Genomic DNA, 18,057 nt, shown 5'->3' with positions numbered 1-18,057 from the left:
AGCCGGGAGATCTCATGGCCCAAGAAGATGTTCTCGGCCACGCTCAACCCGTCGACCAGGTCCAGCTCCTGGTAGATGGTGGAGATGCCCAGTTTGATCGCCGCGGTGGGTGAGGTCAGCCGGACCTGTTGGCCGCCGAGTTCGATGGTGCCCTCGTCGGGTTGGTGGGCGCCGGCCAGCACCTTGATCAGGGTGGATTTTCCGGCGCCGTTCTGGCCGAGCAGGCAGTGTACCTCTCCGGGTAATACCTCCAGGTCAACGCCGTCGAGTGCGCGAACGCCGGGGAATTGCTTGACGATCCCCCGCATCAACAGCAGGGGGGTGTCATCGGACATGGAGCCTCGCTGATCGTTCATGGGGCCGAGAAAACGTGGTCGCTGCTGAGCCGGGCCGCACCGATCACACCGGCGTCGGCTCCGAGCTCTGAAAGCACGATGGGGAGATTGCCCGTCGCCAGGGGCAGCGACCGGCGGTAGACGACACTTCTGATCTCCGCCAGCAGCACGTGGCCCAGCTTGGCCACGCCTCCCGCGATGATCACAAGTCCCGGGTTGAAGAAGCTGACGAGCCCGGCGAGCACCATGCCGACTCGGCGCCCGCCGTCGCGGATCAGTCGCACCGCCTCGGCGTCACCCATCTCGGCCGCCGCGGCGACGTCTTCTCCGGTGAGCGTGCCCGTCCGCCGGAGCCTTTCGCCGAGATACGGCGAGCGCCCGGCGATGGCCGTGGCCTCCCTGGCCAGGGCGGCCCCTCCGAAGTAGGCCTCAAGACAGCCGACGTTGCCGCAGGCGCAGGTGGGACCCTGGTCGTCGACGCGGATGTGGCCGATGTCGCCGGCACTACCGGAGACACCCCGGTAGATCTTGCCGTCCACCACGATCCCGCAGCCGATCCCGGTGCCGATCTTGACGAACAGGAAGTCGTCCACCTGCTTGGCCAGCCCCGCGTGGAGCTCGCCCAGAGCCATGATGTTGACGTCGTTGTCGACCGCGGCGGGACAGCCGAGCTCCTGGCCGACCGTCTCCCTGACGGGGTAACGATCCCAGCCGGGCATGAGCGGCGGGGCGACCGGCATTCCCTCCCGGAAACTGACCGGCCCGGGGACGCCGATTCCGGCCCCGTGCAGTTGGGTGAAGTACCCCTGGTCGCGCAGCTTGCCGACCATCTCCATGGCCTGGTTGAGCACGATCACCGGCCCGTCGCGCACGTCGCACGGCTCGCTCACATGGCCGAGGATCTTCAACTCTCCGTCGGTGACGGCCACATCGATCGAGGTGGCGCCGATGTCGATGCCGGTGAAGCGCAGGCTTCCGGCCAGCCGTACCATGCCGGACCTACGTCCACCGCGTGAAGCCGCCAGGCCCGCCTGCTCGGCCAGGTTCAGCTCGATCAGCCGGTCGATCTCGAAGTTGAGTTTGGAACGAGACAAATCGACCACATCACCGAGCTCGGCGCGTGACCAGGCTCTATCGCGCAGCAGCCGGAGCAGCGCAGCCTGATGGGCGGTTTCCGGCCGGGCGGTAATCCGCTTCACAACACCTCCGCGTTCGGAGTTGGATGAGCAGAAGTTAACCCACTTCTGCTCATCTTGTGAAGAGACTTTTAGTTGCGATTCGCCGACTTTTGCAGATTTCTGCAAAAGTCGGTTGACTCGGTGCTGCTCACGCTACTCGCACCTGCCGGCCCATTCGATGGTCCTCGGCGCTGTTCGTCGTCCGATCCGCTCGGTGATGCTCGGCGCCACCCGGTACGGCCGATCCGCTCGGTGAGTCTCAGCGATGCTCGATGCCACGGCGTACGGCCGAGCTGCTCGATGATCTCAAGCCGCTCGGCCGTACCCGTCTGTGCCCGTGGCGCTCAGCGCCGCTTGATGCTCAGCGCCACTTGGTGCTCAGCGCCACTTGGTGCCGTTCAGCTCACGCGGGTGAGCTTCCACTGCTGGTTGGTAGAGCTCCCGCAGGTGGCCTGGGTGAGTTGCGTGCCATCGGCGGTCGAGGCGCCAGGCACCTCAAGGCAGAGACCGCTGGCGGCCGAGGCGATCCTCCAGTTGCCGTTGGACCCGGCGGTGAACCTCCACTGCTGGTTGGCGGCGCTGTGACAGGTCCACTGGATGATCAGCGCCCCCGACGAGGTGGAGGCGCCGTTCACGTCCAGGCACTTGCCGCTCTGGACTCCGGTGAGGGTGAAGCCGCCGCTGGACACGGCGGCGAACCTCCACTGCTGGTTCGTGCCGCTGCCGGCCGTCCACTGGACCACCCTGGCCCCGTCCGCCGTGGACTGACCCTCGACGTCGGCCGCCTTGGAGCTGTGCGCGGCGACAAGCGTGTAGACGCCGCCGGCCACCGGCCCGCTCGAACCCCCTGAGGCGTTCAGCGTGAAGGAGTCGAGGTCGAACTGGTTGGCCCCGGAGGGCTTGAACACCAGGAACAGCGGGTGGCTGCCGGACAGCGACGACACGGATGTGGCGGCCGTCTGCTGGTAGGTGTCCCAGCCTCCGGTGCTCGGCACGGTCGTGGTGGACAGCAGCTGCCCGGTGGGCGAGTCGGCACGCAGCTCGATGGAGCCGCCGCCCGACGGCGAGGACAGCCGGTAGGACACCGACGCGACCCCCTGGACGCTCATCGGCGAGAAGGAGATCCAGTCGTTGCTGGAGATGTCGCCGATGCGCTTGCCGTTCTGCGCGCCGGACTGCTCGATGACCCGGATCCCGGACGAGCCGGTGAAGTACTCGGCCTGCTTCTGCCGTGGCTGCAGGATCAGGTTGGCGGTGTTGGACAGGCCGCCCGCGTCGGTGTAGGTCGCGGTGAGGACGTAGAAGGTGTTGGCGTCGGCGTCGTGTCCGGAGTTCGTGGTCACCACGGTCCCCGAGCACCCGGTGAACTGGCCCGTGTCATGGCTGTGGGTGTCGTGGCCGAGTGCCGTGATCACGGTGACCTTGGAGCAGTCGATCGTGCCGTCCTCGGGGTCGGTGACGGTCACCGTGTATTGGACCGAGTCGCCGAAGTTGATGGCCGTACCGTCGGGCGGCGAGCCGAACTTCACGACCGGCGCCGTGTTGCCGACCGTGATGGGCACCGTCGCCGAGCCGCTCTTGCCCGACGGGTCGGTGATCGTGAGCCTGGCGGTGTAGGTGCCGTTGGCGGTGTAGGTGAACGAGGGGTTCGCCGAGGTGGAATCGGTCGAGCCGTTGCTGGTGAAGTCCCACGCGTAGGTGAACGTGTCGCCGTCGGGGTCCGCCGAGCCCGCCGAGGAGAACTGGACGGTGAGCGGTGCCTGGCCGGAGGTCGGCGTCCCGCTCGCCTTGGCGACCGGGGAGCGCGAACCGTTGATGTAGTCGATGCGGTAGACGCCGTCGTCGGGGTTGGTGCCGCCGTAGCCGGCGCCCCACTCGACCAGGTACATCGCGCCGTCGGGGCCGAACTTCATGTCTATCGGCGACCGGAACCCGAGGTTGGACAGGAAGCGGTTGGTCTTCAGGACGTTGCCGCTGCCGTCCAGCCGCATCTCCATCAGGTAGTTGCGGCTCCACTCGTAGAAGAACGGGGTGTCGTCGAAGTACGCGGGGAACTTCGTGTCCGAGGAGCTGGCCGCGTCGTAGTGGTAGAACGGCCCGCCCATCGGAGCCGCGCCGCCGCCGGTGCCCATCTCCGGCCACTCGGGCACGAGGTGGTAGTTGTACCAGACGGTGGCGGACTTGACCGCGGGCAGGTTCGTCAGGCCCGTGTTGTTGGGCGAGTTGTTCACCGGCGCCGAGCAGTTGAACTTCGACCCCGAGGTGGACGTGGCGAAGTTGTAGTCGTTGAACGGGATGTTGTTGCCGACGCAGTACGGCCAGCCGTAGAAGCCGGGCGACTTGATCAGGTTCCACTCGACGGTGCCCTCGGGACCGCGGTTGGAGTTGGCCGATCCCGCGTCGGGACCGTAGTCGGCCATCGAGATCCAGCCGGTCTCGGAGTCCACCGAGAACCTGAACGGGTTGCGGAAGCCCATCGCGTAGATCTCCGGGCGGGTCAGCGCGGTGCCCGACGCGAACATGTTGCCCGAGGGGATCGTGTAGGTGCCGTTGCTCTCCGGGTGGATCCGCAGGATCTTGCCGCGCAGGTCGTTGGTGTTGGCGCTGGTCTTCTGCGCGTCGAAGTTGGCGCGACCCGAACGCTCGTCGATCGGCGCGTACCCGTCGGAGGAGAAGGGGTTGATGTCGTCGCCGACGCCGATGTAGAGGTTCCCGCCGGGCCCGAAGGTGAGATACCCGCCGGTGTGCCCCGGCTCGTCGGTCCTGGTGGCGGGGATGGCGAGAAGCTTCTTCTCACTGGACAGGTCGAGGGTGTCGCCGTTCAGGGTGAACCGGGAGACCTGGTTGATCGCCGTCGAACCGCTCGGCGAGTAGTTGAGGTAGACCCAGCGGTTGGTCGCGAAATTCGGGTCCAGGACGATGCCGATCAGCCCGTCCTCGCCGCCGGTGTAGACGCTCAGCGTGCCGGTGGTCACGATCTGGCCGTTGCTCTTGCGGACCAGCATGAGCTTGCCGGAGCGGGCGATGTAGTAGACGTCCCCGTTGGGGGCGATGTCCAGGCCCATCGGCTGGTCGGGCGCGCTGTCGAGCGTCACCTTCTGGAACCGGTTCCACATGGTGCCGCCGCAGTCGCCCGCGGCGTTGCCGGCCGCCCACTTGACGCCGCCGAGCACGTGCTGGCGGAAGTAGGTCTCGCTGTAGGAGCCGTTCTCGTGGCCCATCGCGGTCGCCCACACGCGGCCGCCCTCGGCGTTGCGGCACCAGGAGATCGGGTGGTCGGCGCCCATCTTGCTGCCGCCGGCGTCGTAGGTGGTCTCGTCGGCGGTGACCAGGACGTGGACGTCGCCGCGCATGTTCTTGTCGAAGTTGTACCACTCCTCCGTACGCGTCCAGCGGTCGGGCAGGCCCACGGTGGAGGGGTGCTTCTTGTCCAGGACCTTGGCGGTGCCCTGCACGATGCTGGAGTGCGCGGTCATGTGCGCGCCGCCCAGGACGAGCTGATCCCACCAGGGGAACTGGCTCTCGATGTTCATGTCGGTGGTGTTGTGGATCGCCACGATCCCACCGCCGTCGTTGACGAACTTCTGGGTGGCCTGACGCTGGGCGTCGTTGTCCCAGACCATGCCGGAGTTCTGCAGCATGATGATCGCGTCGAAGGTGGCCAGGTTCGAGTCGTTGAACACGCTCGAGTTCGAGGACTGGACGACCTCGAAGTTGTTGGCGGCGGCGAGTTGCTGGACCATCGTGACGCCGGACGCGATCGAGCCGTGCACGTAGTCGGCGGTCTCGGTGAACAGCAGCACGCGGAAGTCCGCCGCTGCCCGTACGGCTTGCGCGTTCGCCGTACTGATGGGTAACAGGAGCAGAGCCATAAGGGCGATGAGCAGGCGACGCATGGAATCTCCTGGGGGTGAGACCTGCGGAGCGGGCCGGGCGACTTCTGATCGGAGGCCCGAAGTGCCGGGAAAAATCGGAGGATGTTACTAACATTTGTCGATTTCCGACCGATTTCCTCCTTGTTTCCGGATAATAAAGACCAGTTATGCCGACGGTCAAGCAAAAGTTTGGCTGATTCAATCCGAACCCCACCGGAGGCGGTGAAGCGTCACGGCGCGAGGAATACCTCACGGCCTCGGACAGCGGATGGACAGCAGAAAGGGCGCCCTCACCTGAGAGGGCGCCCTTGAGCTCGGAAAAGTGTCAGATTCTCAGAGCATGGCCTTCATGGAGGCGGCCGCCTGCTGGCCGAGAACGATCGGGGACAGATAGGGCTGCTCAGCCATGATGGCCTCCCAGTTGTCCCGGATGTCCTCCACGGTGTGGTCGTCCTGACTCCAGCCGGGCCCCTCCGCCACGAACACCCGGGCGACCCGCCCGGCGCCGACGCTGAAAGTTTCACCGCTGGCTTCGCAGGACTCGTGCGCCAGAAACGTCACCAGGGAACTGACCGCCTCGGCGGTGAACTTGGCCTCGAACTCCGCGGGGAGGATCGACTCGGTCATCCGGGTCCAGGCGATCGGCGCGATCGCGTTGACCTTGATCCCGGCCCTGGCGCCCTCGATGCCGAGGGTCTTGGTCAGTCCGACCAGACCCATCTTGGCCGTGGAGTAGTTGGCCTGGCCGAAGCTGCCGAACAGGCCCGCGGGCGAGGAGGTGTTGATGATCCTGCCGTAGCCCTGCTCCTTGAGGTAGGGGAAGGCCTCGCGGCTGACCAGGAACGATCCGCGCACGTGAACGGCGAGAACCTGGTCGAACTCCTCGACGCTCATCTTGCCGAAGGATCTGTCGCGCAGGATGCCCGCGTTGTTGACGACGATGTCCAGCCGCCCGAAGGCGTCGATCGCGGCCTGCACGATCGCCTTCGCACCCTCGGGGGTCGCGACGTTGTCGGTGCTGGCGACCGCCTCGCCGCCGTTCTTTTTGATCAGCTCCACCACGTCGGCGGCCGGCCCGGCGGAGGCGCCGGTGCCGTCCAGCATCCCGCCCAGGTCGTTGACGACCACCTTGGCGCCACGCTCGGCCAGCGACAGCGCGTGCGAGCGTCCGAGACCGTGCCCGGAGCCGGTGATGACCGCGACCTTGCCGTCAAACCGCAACTCTGACATCCGCAACCCTCCCACGAGAATATAGTTCTAGTCTTCAGGAGAATAGCTCTCCCGGTGCCCCTTATGCCATCGAATGCAAGCCACATGTTGTCGGATCGTCGCGGATAGTCACCGAGCATATTAATTTCTGCTAAAGTTTTTGCCCCGCACCGGGCGAGGGTCAATGACGACACTCCTCACTTTCTCTCAGTACGCCCCCGCCCAAAAACCCGGGCTGGAGGCCCTGCATGCCCTCATCGCCGCCCCTTCGTGTGGTCCAATGGGCCACGGGCGCCGTCGGTCGATATTCCCTGCGCAATGTGATCACCCGGCCCGAGTTCGACCTGGCCGGAGTGCTCGTCTATGACCCTGACAAAGTCGGCCAGGACGCGGGGACACTCGTCGGCCTTCCCGAGGCCGGCATCGTCTGCACCGACGACGTCGACGAGATTCTCGCCCTGGACGCCGACTGCGTTCTTCACATGCCGCTGCCCGCCTCCTACTTCGGCGGTGACCAGCAGACCGACGTGGAAACGATCTGCGCCCTGCTCGCCGCGGGCAAGAACGTCATCACCACCACCGGATTCGTCTATCCCAAGTGCTACGGCCCGGGTGTGGTGGAGCGGCTGGAGGCCGCCTGCCGTACCGGCGGCTCATCCCTGCACGGCACCGGCATCAACCCCGGGTTCATGAGCGACCTACTCCCACTCGCCCTGACCGGCCTGTCCAGCCGGGTCGACCACATCTACGTCCGGGAGACCTCCGACTTCCGAGGTCACCCGTCCCGGCAGATCGTGGTGGACCTGTTCGGCTTCACCCGCTCGGCCAAGGACTACACCGCCGCGGTCCGCCCGTTCCGCGCCTTCCAGCGCTCGCTGTTCGCCGAGAGTGTCCAGTTCGTGGCCGAGAACCTCAACGTGGTCCTCGACGGGGTCGACGAGAGCGACGAGTTCGAGCTCGCCACCGAGGAGTTCGAGATCTCCGCGGGCCTGGTCAGGGTCGACACCGTGTGCGCGTCCCGCTGGACGTTCACCGGCCTGGTCCGCGGCCGTCCCTTCATGACGGTGGAGTGCGTCTACAAGGCCGACGCCACCAAGGTCCATCGCTGGTCCGAGCCCGGCTTCAGCATCCACATCGAGGGCATCCCCCAGATGACGCTCAGCGTCGGCGAGATCTCCCACGGCCTGGCCGGCGCCGCCGCGCACGCCGTCAACTCCGTGGCGGCGGTCTGCGCCGCGCCACCCGGCATCCACACCGCTCTCGATCTTCCTCTCGCCACCGGCCGGGGAACGGTTCGCATCGCCTGACGGCCGCGTAGCCCGGCGGCCCCGCCTCCGACCCCTCCCGGAGGCGTCCCGGCCTCTTCCGCGCCCATACATAAATTGTAATTGGTTTATCCTGTTTTAAAATGTAATTTCGCCATTCACATTGATTCTCATATCTTGCGCGCCATTTCATCTTAAGCAAGCCATTGGTCAACATAAATGACACGGCTTCACGACCGGCAAGAATATCCCGAGAAAGCCGACATCAACCTAAAATATCCTGATCAAGTCAAATGCACTTGTTGCGCGCACGTTTGTTTCGGCGCATCCTCGCCTGCCTTGGAAAATCCCCCCGCATCGGCGACAACAATCGGCCCTCAGGGGAAGCTAAATCACCTTTTATTGTGATATTTAGGCAGGATCAAAACTCGCGCATGTCGGAAAACGATGGCGGCGGCGGCGATTAGTAGACTCAAATGTCATGGCACATCATCAATAATGCGCCTTGACTGCGGAATACTAAAAGAAAAGGACGGCTTTATGTTAGACCTCATTCGTCCTCGCGCCGCGCGAAACACCCTTCGTTCCCAGCTGACAACGGCTCTCACCTGCATGCTGGCAACGGGAATCGTCGTCGCGGCACCGCAAACCGCGAGCGCGGTGGCAGCACCGGTGCCGCTCGGCGCCGCCGCCAACTTCGCGATCCTGGCCGGGACATCGGTCGCCAACACCGGTTTTACCATCGTCACCGGAGATGTCGGAGTGAGCCCGGGCACGGTGGTGAGCGGCTTTCCTCCCGGCGGCATAGCCGGGGCGGTCCACGCGAACGACGCCACCGCCATACAGGCCAAGACCGACCTGGCCACCGCCTACACCAACGCCGCGGGACAGCTTCCCGACGCCACCATCCCGGCGGCGCTCGGCGGGACCACCCGGACGCCGGGGGTTTACGCCTCCACCACGGGCGCCTTCGGGATCACGGGAACCCTGACCCTGAACGCGCAGGGAGACCCGAACGCGATCTTCATCTTCAAGACCACCGCCGCCGCCACCCCCTTTGTCGCCGCCGCGTCCAGCAGGGTGGTCCTCGCCGGGGGAGCCAGGGCCTGCAACGTCTTCTGGCAGGTCGCCGGTTCGGCCGCGGTGGGAGCCAACACCACCTTCACGGGGAACATCCTCGCGCTGAACTCGGCCACCCTCGGCACCAACTCGACCGTGAACGGCCGCGTCCTCGCGGGCTCCGGCACGGTGGTTCTGAGCACAAACGCCGTCGTACGGGCCGACTGCGGCCTGACCGCGGCTGCGGCTCCGGCAGCGGCTCCGGCAGCGGCTCCGGCAGCGGCTCCGGCTCCGGCTTCGGCTTCGGCTTCGGCTCCGGCTGCGGCTTCGGCTTCGGCTCCGGCAGCGGCCGCTGCTCCGGCCCCGGGGGCCACCAGGGTGACGCTGACCTCGTCGTGCGGCTCGGGAACGCGGGGCGGCCCGGTCGTCCTCACCGCGACGGTGAGAACGGATTCGAACCCGCCCATTCCCGTCGGTCAGGTCGTCTTCAGGAACGGGACGACCGTCATCGGCTCGGCTGCGCTCAACGCCTCCGGGCAGGCCGTCCTCACCCCGAACCTTCCTGCGGGCAGATGGCAGATCACCGCCGCCTTCCAGGGCGGCCCGGGGGTGGGTACCGGCACCTCGCGGGCGCTCAACCTGCGCGTCGGTGCCGGTAGCACATGCTGGGTGCGCGACCGAGGACGGAGGCACCACCACCACGGCGGTACCAACAACGGCAACAACAACAACAATGCGAGTGCCTTCGGAGGCGGAGGTGGGGGGCACCGCGGGGGGCACCGTCACTTCTGACCGCGTACACGCGGATGTGCCCGCGTCTCTCACGCGACCGGGGGTCCGGCCACACAGGTGAATCCGGACCGAAGCGATACGTCCTCGCGGGGGGCGTCCCATGACGGGGCGTCCCCCGCGGGAGTTTTTGGCGTGAGGGGTGAAACGGCCGAGGCGGCCCTGAAGGTAAAACCGCCGGGGCCGAGGTCGGTCTCGGTGACGAGGCCGGCGACCGGGATGTGATCCCCGATGTCAACGGTGGAGTGGGGAGCGCGGATCAGCCGGGCGCGGACGCCGCTCAGCAGGGAAGTGCCCTGGGGCGCCAGGCGATGGGGCGGCGAAGCGGTCGACTTCCGAAATAAAGCGATATCTCATTTTATTGCGAAATTTAAACGGTCCCAAAAATCGCGCATGTCGGAAAACGAGGCAGACGGCATTGGTTAGTAGGATCAAATGTCATGGCACATCATCAATAATGCGCCTTGACTGCGGAATACTAAAAGAAAAGGACGGCTTTATGATAAACGCCATTCGTCCTCGCGCCGGGCGACATCCCCTTCGTTTCCGGCTGGCAACGGCTCTCACCTGCATGCTGGCGACGGGGATCGTCGTCACGACGCCGCACACCGCGAGCGCGGTGGCGGCACCGGTGCCGCTCGGCGCGGCCACCAACTTCGCGGTTCTGGCCGCGTCGACGGTCACCAACACGGGCCCCTCCATCATCACCGGAGACCTGGGAGTGAGCCCGGGCACGGCGGTGACCGGCTTTCCGCCCGGCGTTGTCATCGGCGGAACCGTCCACTCGAACGACGCCGCCGCCATCGCTGCCCAGGCTGCCCTGACCACCGCGTACAACAACGCCGCGGGGCAGCCCGCCGACGCCACCATCCCGACGGAGCTCGGCGGGACCACCCGGACGCCGGGAGTCTACAACTCCGCCGCAGGCACCTTCGGGATCACGGGAAACCTGACCCTGAACGCGCAGGGAAACCCGAACGCGATCTTCATCTTCAAGGCCGCGTCCACCCTCATCACCGCCTCGGGCAGCACGGTGACCCTCATCGGGGGCGCCCAGGCGTGCAACGTCTTCTGGCAGGTCGGCAGCTCGGCCACGCTGGGAACCAACTCCAGCTTCGTCGGAACCATCCTCGCGCAGGCCTCGATCACCGCGACCACCGGCGTGACCGTGAACGGCCGTCTCCTTGCCCGCACCGCCGCGGTGACCCTGGACACGAACACCGTCACGCGGCCCCTCTGCCAGGTCCCGCCGCCGGGGACGACCACGATGACACTGATCTCATCCTGCCCTGTGAGACGAGGGGGGCCGATCGTCTTGGTCGCGACGGTGAGATCTTCGAACGGGACCGTTCCCACGGGTACGGTCTTCTTCAGGGATCGCGGAGTCGTGGTGGGTTCGGCTCCGCTCGTCGCATCCGGGGTCGGAACCGCGAGGGCCACGATAGCCCCCAACCTCCCCAGGGACAGGACCGCTCGCATCACCGCCACCTACACGGGCACACTCCTGGTGGGTCCCAGCACCTCAAACGTGCTCATCCAGAGGGTCGGCGAAGACGGCCGCTGCCCAAGCCCGAGGAAGCACAGGCCCGTGAACAACACCAACAACAACAACAATGCGGGACCTCGCGCATGAGGAGGGATCACCGTCCTCACAAAAGGCGTCATCACGTCTGATCACTCGCACTCGGACCGGTCCACCCTGTCATCCACGCCCACGGGCTCGGTCGCGGCGATGGGACCGGGCCTGTGAGCCGGAGCCGGTGAGTCCGGGCCGGAGCGCTGTGACCTCGCGGGGAACGCCTCAATGACGGGGTGTCCCCGCGGGGACTCAGGCGTGAGGGGTGAAACGGCCGAAGCGGCCCTGATGGTAGAGGAGCGGGCGACCGCCGGGACCGAGGTTGGTCTCGGTGACGAGGCCGACGACCAGGATGTGGTCCCCGATGTCGACGGTGGAGTGGGGGGCGCAGATCAGCTGGGCGGAGACCCCGCTCAGCAGGGGGATGCCCTGGGGGCCGGGGTTCCAGTCCGTGGGGGCGGCGAAGCGGTCGACGCCCTTCCTCGCGAAGCGTGAGGCCAGCTCGGCCTGGTCGCTGGCCAGGACGTTCACCGCGAAGTGGCCCGCCTGGCGGAGCGAGGGCCAGGTGGTCGACGACTGGTCCACGTAGAAGGAGACCAGGGGAGGCGCGAGGCTGACCGAGGAGAACGAGGTGGCCGTCAGACCGACCGGGACCTCCTCGCACTGAGCGGTGACCACGACGACCCCGGCCGCGTGAACGGCCAGTGCCTGCCGAAACCGCTCAGCGTCGATTGCCCGGCCGGACAGGGTCTCCGTCATGATCCCTCGCTCAACAGTTCGTCTGGTGCGACCAAGGCTCTTCGCTCGGTCACCTTTTCCTCCTTGGCGGCATTAACCACACTTAAGGTCGGTAACCCATTCACAACATCTTTTCTTCCCGATATCACGTGGAAACACCTTCCCTGAGTGCAGCGGCTACCTGAGGGGCGACCTTGGCGGCCCAGCGATCGAGGACGGGCTCCAGCTCCTGAAGCTCGGACTCCAGCAGCGCCAGGCCGGGGGTGGGAACCGTCGCGCCCAGCTCGACCAGGAGGGGCCGGAAGTGGACCTCCACCGCCAGGGCATGCCGCGCGTCCCCCATCACCAGCAGCGGGAGCGCGACGGTCGACGCCAGCGCGCCGCCCGGCAGCCGGTCGAGGAAGGCCTTGAGCAGGCCGGTGTAGGTGCCCTTGTAGGTCGGGCTCGCCACCACCAGCACGTCCGCCCCGGCGACCAGCTCCAGCGCGGCCTCCACAGTCCCCGACGCCTCCGGGGCGAACAATCGCGGCGCCAGGGCCGCCAGGTCGACGACCTCGGGGGTCGTACGGTCTCCGATTCGGCGGGCGACGGTCTCGGCGGCCCGGACGGCCACCCCGTACGTGCGCGACCCGGGCCGCGGGTTTCCCACCACGATCACGATGCTCATGAGGCCACCGGTACTTTCTGGTCGAAAATGGAGCCCGGACGCGCCAGGCCATAGTTCTGCCGCAGGGTACGGCCCTCGTAGTCGGTGCGGAACAGTCCGCGGAGTCGTAGTTCGGGGACGACGTGGTCGACGAAGTCCTCCAGACCGCCGGGAAGGACCGGCGGCATGATGTTGAAGCCGTCGGCGGCTCCGTTGACGAACCACTCCTCGATCTGGTCGGCGATCTGCTCGGGAGTGCCGGTGACCACGCGGTGGCCCCTGCCTCCGGCCAGACGGCCGATCAGCTGCCGGAGGGTCAGCTGCTCGCGCTCGGCGAGATCGGTGACGAGCTTGACCCGGCTCTGCTGGCCGTCGGTCGCCGGGGGCACCTCCGGGAGGCGCGCGTCCAGCGGATGGTCCGACAGGTCCACGCCGAGGATGTTGGACAGCTGGTGCACGCCGTACTCAGGGATGATCAGCTCTTCGAGCTCCCTCTCTAACTGAAGCGCCTCCCGTTCGGTGGAGCCGATGATCGGCGAGATGCCGGGGAGGATGAGCAGCTCGTCCTCGCTCCTGCCGTACCGGCCGAGGCGCGACTTGAGGTCGGCGTAGAAGTCCTGGCCGTCGGCGAGGGTCTGCTGGGCGGTGAAGACGGCCTCGGCGAAGCGGGCGGCGAACTCCTTGCCGTCCTCGGACGATCCGGCCTGGACCAGCAGGGGGTGGCCCTGCGGCGGGCGGGAGGTGTTGAGCGGGCCGCGAACCCGGAAGTGGGGGCCGATGTGGTCGAGGGTGTGGATCCTGTCGGTGTCGGCGTAGTTCCCGCTGTGGTGGTCGCCCAGGATCGCGCCGTCCTCCCAGCTGTCCCAGAGCTTGGTGACGACCTCCAGGAACTCGGTGGCGCGGGCGTAGCGGTCACTGTGCGTCGGGCGTTCGATGCCGAAGTTGTGCGCCTCGGCCTCGCTCGCGGAGGTGACGATGTTCCATCCGGCCCTGCCGCCGCTGATGTGGTCCAGCGAGGCGAACTTGCGGGCCACGTGGAAGGGCTCGTTGTAGGTGGTGGAGACGGTCGCGATCAGGCCGATGTGCTCGGTGACCGCGGCCAGCGCGGCCAGCAGGGTCAGGGGCTCCAGCCCGCCGAGCGCGTTGTGCCTGACGTTGCCCCGCAGGGCCAGCCCGTCGGCGAAGAAGACCGAGTCGAGCCTGCCCCGCTCGGCGACCTGGGCGAGACGCTGGTAGTGACGGACGTCGGTGACGTCGGCGGAGGAGGTGCGCGGGTGCCGCCAAGCCGCCTCGTGGTGCCCGACGCCCATCAGGAAGGCGTTCAGGTGCAGTTGCCGTGTTGGTCGCGTGGTCATCAGGTGGTCCTCCACGTCGAGAAACGGCGCTCCAGGCGCACGAGGAACTGGTTGAAGAGCAGCCCGAGAACGGAGATCGTGATGATTCCCGCATACATGTCGGGCACCCGGAAGTTGAACTGGGCGTAGTTGATCAGGTAGCCGAGGCCGGCCTTGGCGCCGACCATCTCGGCGGCGACCAGCACGAGGATCGAGTAGGCCCCGGCCATCCGGATGCCGGTGAAGATCGTGGGCACCGCGGCCGGGAGGATCACCTTCTGGAACAGCCGGATCGGGGGCAGCCCCATCGACCTGGCCGACTTGATCAGCAGCGGATCCACGCCCTTCACCCCGGCGATCGTGTTGAGCAGGATCGGCCACGCGCAGGCGTACAGGATGATCGAGATCTTGGAGGTCTCGCCGAGTCCGAGGATCAGCACGAACACCGGGAGCAGGGCGAGCGCCGCGGTGTTGCGGAACAGTTCGAGCACCGGGTTGAGCAGGTCGGCCACGGGCCTGTACCAGCCGATCAGCAGGCCGAGGGGAATGGCCACGATGATCGCCAGTGCGAGTCCCGACAGGGAGCGGATCAGGCTGGCCTGGGTGTGGTCGAGCAGCTCACCGGAGAGGAGCAGGTCCCACCAGGCCGCCAGGACCCCCGACAGCGGTGTCAGGAAGGTGGGGTCGACCACCTCCAGCCGGGGCAGGATCTCCCAGATCGCGGCGAGCGCGGCCACCGCGACCGTGCGCCGTCCCACCGATCCGGCCACCCGCACCGAGCCTCGCCACAGGCGCCGGCCCACGCTCGGGCCGGTGAGAGAGCTCTCCGAGGCTTCGGCGACCGCTTCCCGCAGGACGGCGGGGATCGGCGCCGAGGGGGCGCCCGCAACCGGGGCTCCGGCCGGGGAGGCGGTTGAGGCGTCGGTGGAGGGACGCGCCGGGAAAGCGGCCGAGGGGCCGGCAGGGGCGTCGGCGGAGAACCGGACCGGGGAAGCGGTCGGGGCGACGGCGGGAGCATCGGCCGGAGCGCTCACGGTGGGAGCACTGGTCGGGGTGCTAGCCAACGGAAACCGCCTCCTCGGCTCTGGCCGCCGCGACCTCGTCGCGGAGCAGCGTCCAGACCTCGTGCCGGTATTCGCCGAAGCGGGCGTCGGCCCGCAGATCGCCCTCGCGGGAGTCGAACTCCACGTCCACGACCCGCTTGATCCGGCCGGGGCGGGACGTCATGACCGCGACCCGCTGGCCGAGGTAGACGGCCTCGTCGATGCCGTGGGTGATGAACACGATTGTCTTGCCGGTCTTCTCCCAGATTCGCAGCAGCTCCTCCTGGAGCGACTCGCGGGTCTGCGCGTCCAGCGCGGCGAACGGCTCGTCCATCAACAGTACGTCCGGGTCGAACGCCAGGCTTCTGGCGATGGCCACACGCTGGCGCATACCCCCGGAGAGTTCGTGCGGATACCGGTTCTCGAACCCGCGCAGGCCCACCAGCTCCAGGTAGGTCCTGGCCCGCTCGGCGCGCTCCTTCTTCGACACGGCTTTCGCCTCGAGCCCGAACTCGATGTTGGACAGCGCCGTGCGCCAGGGGAACAGCGCGTACTGCTGGAAGACGATCCCCCGGTCGAGGCCGGGACCGTTCACGGGGGTCCCGTTCAGGAGGATCCGGCCGGTGGTCGGGGAGTCCAGCCCGGCGAGCAGGTCGAGGAGCGTGGACTTGCCGCAGCCACTGGGCCCGACCAGGGTGAGGAACTCCCCGGCCCGTACGTCGAGGGTGATGTCGTCGAGGGCGGTGAACAGCCGGTCCGCGTCGCGGACGCGGAACTTCTTGCCGACCCCCTGGATCTGGATCTTCACTGGGTGCCTCCGAACGGGTTGTACTCGTTGGTGAAGACGTCCTCTGCCTTGACCTGACCCGGTTTGATCTCGCCTTCGCGCTCCAGCCAGTCGATCCAGGTCTGGAACTCCTTGGCGTCGATCACTCCGCCCTTGTTGGCCACCCCGCTGCTCTTCCAGAACTCGATGGCGGTGGAGTCCTCGTTCCGCTTGCGCTTGGCAATGATCTCCTTCGATTTGGCGATGACCTCCTCACGAGAGTGGGTCTGCGTCCACTCGACGGCCTTGGCGAAGGCCTCCACGAACTTCTTGACGGTGGCCGGGTTCTGCTTGATGAACTTCTCGGTGAGCACGACGCTGCCGGCGGTGAAGGGGCCGAACAGGTCGATGTCCTTGAAGAGAGGGTGAATGCCGCCGCGCTTCAGCGCCTTGTCCCGGAGGATGCCGCTCAGCGCGGCCACGTCGATCTGACCCTGGCGGAGCGACTGCTCGGTGTTGACCGGCGGCACGACGACCAGCTCGACCTGCTTGATCTCCTCGGGGGTCAGGCCGCCGCGCTTGAGATACTCCTTGACCACGGCTTCCAGGTGGGCCCCGAGGGTGTTGACCCCGATCTTCTTTCCGATCAGGTCGCGCGGGCCCTTGATCGGTGAGCCGTCGGCCACGAAGTAGCCGACGTAGCTGTCCTTGTCGCTGCCGTAGTAGCCGATCACAGCCTTGATCGGGGCCTTGGCCGCGGCGAGCTTGACGATGGCGCCGTTGAACGCGCCGCCGAAGTCGGTCTGCCCGGTCGCGGCGGCCTGGATGTCCTGTGGACCGGAGATCGTGTTGCCGATCCACGCGAGTTTGAGGGGGCTCAGGTAGCCAAGCTCCTCGGCGAGCTCGGGAAAGGTGACGGCGCCGACGCTCCCCTGGTAGCGGAGCTCCAGGGTTTCGGGCTCACCGGGTTTCGCGGAGGTCTCCCCACCGCAGGCGGCGAGGGTGACGACGAGTGACATGGAGGTAAGGACATTTCTGATCGTGATCACGAGAGGCGTCCAGGAGAGTGGGAGGGGGGCGGTGGCGTCGGTTCGTGATCACGGACACTGAGCGCTGAACACGCGACAGAAGTCGACATGTGCGCACCTGGTCAGATAGAGGCCCATACCGGAAAAGCTACGCACGGATCCGCGCTAAGTCAATATTCCCTACCTGCTTTACATGAAATACCCCTTCTCCCACTATGATGGTGGCGTTAGACCCGAATCATGTTCTGTGCGGGTCCCGTACGGTTGACGCATGAAGCTGGGACGCGAGATTGCTGAGGGCGGACGCTTCGTCCGGCAGCCCAACCGGTTCACCGCACGGATCGAGGCGGACGGCGAATATCCGCCCGAGGCCGGCCGATATCAGCTCTATGCCTCCTACGCCTGCCCGTGGGCGCACCGATCGCTCATCGTCCGCGAACTCCTGGGTCTTCAGGACGTCGTCGGGGTGACGATCGTCGACCCGATCAGGGATGAGAAGGGCTGGCGCGTCCCCGGCGGCGATCCGGTCACCGGGATGGAATACCTCTCGGAGCTGTATCTGGCGACCGACCCCGACTATCAGGGCCGCTACACCGTGCCCTGCGTCTGGGACGTCACCACCAAGCGCCTGGTCACCAACGACTATCCGCAGATCACCCTCACCCTGGAGACCGCCTTCGCCCCGTGGCACGCCGAGGGTGCGCCCGACCTCTACCCGGCCGGGCTGCGCGAGGAGATCGACGCGTTGAACACGGTCATCTTCGACGGGTTCAACAACGGCGTCTACAAGGCCGGGTTCGCCACCTCCCAGGAGGCCTACGACGACGCGGTCACCACGGTCTTCGCCACGCTCGACCTGCTGGAGGAGAGGCTCGCGGGCCGGCCGTACCTGCACGGCGACGCGCTGACCGAGAGCGACGTACGGCTCTATCCGACGCTGGCCAGGTTCGACGCGGTCTACCACTCCCACTTCAAGTGCGCGATCCGCCGCCTGACCGACTATCCGGTGCTGTGGGCCTACGCCCGCCGGCTGTACGCGATCCCGGCGTTCCGCGACACCACCGACTTCGACCAGATCAAGCGCCACTACTTCATCACCCAGACGAACATCAATCCGAGCCAGATCGTGCCGCAGGGCCCGGAGATCGACTGGACGGCGGCCTGACGGCCTCGCCTCCCCCCACGGGGGAGGCGTCCTGACAGAGCAAAAGTCCCG

The 18,057-nt window shown here is 66.9% G+C and carries 14 protein-coding genes; 4 read left to right on the top strand and 10 right to left on the bottom strand.

What is annotated here, in order from left to right; translation table 11 throughout:
* The 4 genes from CHC08_RS42125 to CHC08_RS42110 form a co-directional block, all read right to left on the bottom strand.
* Positions 1–356, bottom strand: a 356-nt coding sequence (locus tag CHC08_RS42125) for an ATP-binding cassette domain-containing protein (RefSeq protein ID WP_218825748.1), incomplete at its 3' end; no start/stop codon positions are given.
* Positions 353–1,534, bottom strand: a complete 1,182-nt coding sequence (locus CHC08_RS42120; protein WP_089212995.1) for an ROK family transcriptional regulator — start codon at positions 1,532–1,534, stop codon at positions 353–355. The genes CHC08_RS42125 and CHC08_RS42120, both read right to left, overlap by 4 nt.
* A 377-nt stretch (positions 1,535–1,911) precedes the next feature.
* Positions 1,912–5,409 carry a ThuA domain-containing protein gene (locus tag CHC08_RS42115; RefSeq protein WP_089212994.1) on the bottom strand — a complete coding sequence of 1,166 codons (3,498 nt, stop codon included), beginning with the start codon at positions 5,407–5,409 and terminating at the stop codon, positions 1,912–1,914.
* A 312-nt stretch (positions 5,410–5,721) separates the two neighbouring features.
* Entirely contained in the window at positions 5,722–6,618 is an 897-nt protein-coding gene (locus tag CHC08_RS42110) for an SDR family oxidoreductase (protein WP_089212993.1), read from the bottom strand.
* A 299-nt stretch (positions 6,619–6,917) separates the two neighbouring features.
* Here CHC08_RS42110 and CHC08_RS42105 point away from each other — a divergent pair, with 299 nt between their 5' ends.
* The 3 genes from CHC08_RS42105 (at position 6,918) to CHC08_RS42095 (ending at position 11,343) form a co-directional block, all read left to right on the top strand.
* Positions 6,918–7,904, top strand: a complete 987-nt coding sequence (locus CHC08_RS42105) for an NAD(P)H-dependent amine dehydrogenase family protein (protein WP_245878906.1) — start codon at positions 6,918–6,920, stop codon at positions 7,902–7,904.
* Positions 7,905–8,474: 570 nt separating this feature from the next.
* A complete protein-coding gene (locus tag CHC08_RS42100; protein ID WP_218825747.1) occupies positions 8,475–9,713 on the top strand; it encodes an ice-binding family protein in 1,239 nt (412 codons plus the stop codon).
* A gap of 496 nt (positions 9,714–10,209) precedes the next feature.
* Positions 10,210–11,343 (top strand): ice-binding family protein, encoded by a 1,134-nt coding sequence (locus CHC08_RS42095; RefSeq protein ID WP_143653589.1) that lies wholly within the window; start codon positions 10,210–10,212, stop codon positions 11,341–11,343.
* Between the two features lie 195 nt (positions 11,344–11,538).
* On the opposite strand, the gene CHC08_RS42090 is transcribed toward CHC08_RS42095, so the two are convergent.
* The 6 genes from CHC08_RS42090 to CHC08_RS42065 form a co-directional block, all read right to left on the bottom strand.
* Positions 11,539–12,045: a flavin reductase family protein gene (locus tag CHC08_RS42090; protein WP_089212989.1), complete on the bottom strand. Its 507-nt coding sequence runs from the start codon at positions 12,043–12,045 to the stop codon at positions 11,539–11,541.
* Positions 12,046–12,169: 124 nt separating this feature from the next.
* Positions 12,170–12,691: an NADPH-dependent FMN reductase gene (locus CHC08_RS42085; protein ID WP_089212988.1), complete on the bottom strand. Its 522-nt coding sequence runs from the start codon at positions 12,689–12,691 to the stop codon at positions 12,170–12,172.
* A complete protein-coding gene (locus CHC08_RS42080; protein WP_089212999.1) occupies positions 12,688–14,025 on the bottom strand; it encodes an LLM class flavin-dependent oxidoreductase in 1,338 nt (445 codons plus the stop codon). Before CHC08_RS42080 ends, CHC08_RS42085 begins: the two co-directional genes overlap by 4 nt.
* Positions 14,025–15,068 carry an ABC transporter permease gene (locus tag CHC08_RS42075; protein WP_245878905.1) on the bottom strand — a complete coding sequence of 348 codons (1,044 nt, stop codon included), beginning with the start codon at positions 15,066–15,068 and terminating at the stop codon, positions 14,025–14,027. Before CHC08_RS42075 ends, CHC08_RS42080 begins: the two co-directional genes overlap by 1 nt.
* Positions 15,061–15,855, bottom strand: a complete 795-nt coding sequence (locus tag CHC08_RS42070; RefSeq protein WP_089212987.1) for an ABC transporter ATP-binding protein — start codon at positions 15,853–15,855, stop codon at positions 15,061–15,063. The genes CHC08_RS42075 and CHC08_RS42070 overlap by 8 nt, the downstream gene beginning before the upstream one ends.
* Positions 15,852–16,832, bottom strand: coding sequence for an ABC transporter substrate-binding protein (locus CHC08_RS42065; protein WP_089212986.1), 981 nt, complete (start codon positions 16,830–16,832; stop codon positions 15,852–15,854). Before CHC08_RS42065 ends, CHC08_RS42070 begins: the two co-directional genes overlap by 4 nt.
* 280 nt (positions 16,833–17,112) lie before the next feature.
* Here CHC08_RS42065 and CHC08_RS42060 point away from each other — a divergent pair, with 280 nt between their 5' ends.
* Positions 17,113–18,006, top strand: coding sequence for a glutathione S-transferase family protein (locus tag CHC08_RS42060; RefSeq protein WP_089212985.1), 894 nt, complete (start codon positions 17,113–17,115; stop codon positions 18,004–18,006).
* Positions 18,007–18,057 lie beyond the last annotated feature (51 nt).

The sequence above is a fragment of the Streptosporangium subroseum genome, assembly GCF_900188345.1.
Classification (GTDB): domain Bacteria; phylum Actinomycetota; class Actinomycetes; order Streptosporangiales; family Streptosporangiaceae; genus Streptosporangium; species Streptosporangium subroseum.
Note: the sequence above shows the minus strand (reverse complement) of the source record. Positions and strands in the feature narration are given on the sequence as shown.

Coding starts and splice junctions, on each gene's coding strand:
- CHC08_RS42115 (WP_089212994.1), bottom strand. CDS start 5,409: ATGCGTCGCCTGCTCATCGCCCTTATGGCTCTGCTCCTGTTACCCATC.
- CHC08_RS42095 (WP_143653589.1), top strand. CDS start 10,210: ATGATAAACGCCATTCGTCCTCGCGCCGGGCGACATCCCCTTCGTTTC.
- CHC08_RS42060 (WP_089212985.1), top strand. CDS start 17,113: ATGAAGCTGGGACGCGAGATTGCTGAGGGCGGACGCTTCGTCCGGCAG.
- CHC08_RS42080 (WP_089212999.1), bottom strand. CDS start 14,025: ATGACCACGCGACCAACACGGCAACTGCACCTGAACGCCTTCCTGATG.
- CHC08_RS42065 (WP_089212986.1), bottom strand. CDS start 16,832: ATGTCACTCGTCGTCACCCTCGCCGCCTGCGGTGGGGAGACCTCCGCG.
- CHC08_RS42100 (WP_218825747.1), top strand. CDS start 8,475: ATGCTGGCAACGGGAATCGTCGTCGCGGCACCGCAAACCGCGAGCGCG.
- CHC08_RS42110 (WP_089212993.1), bottom strand. CDS start 6,618: ATGTCAGAGTTGCGGTTTGACGGCAAGGTCGCGGTCATCACCGGCTCC.
- CHC08_RS42085 (WP_089212988.1), bottom strand. CDS start 12,691: ATGAGCATCGTGATCGTGGTGGGAAACCCGCGGCCCGGGTCGCGCACG.
- CHC08_RS42090 (WP_089212989.1), bottom strand. CDS start 12,045: ATGACGGAGACCCTGTCCGGCCGGGCAATCGACGCTGAGCGGTTTCGG.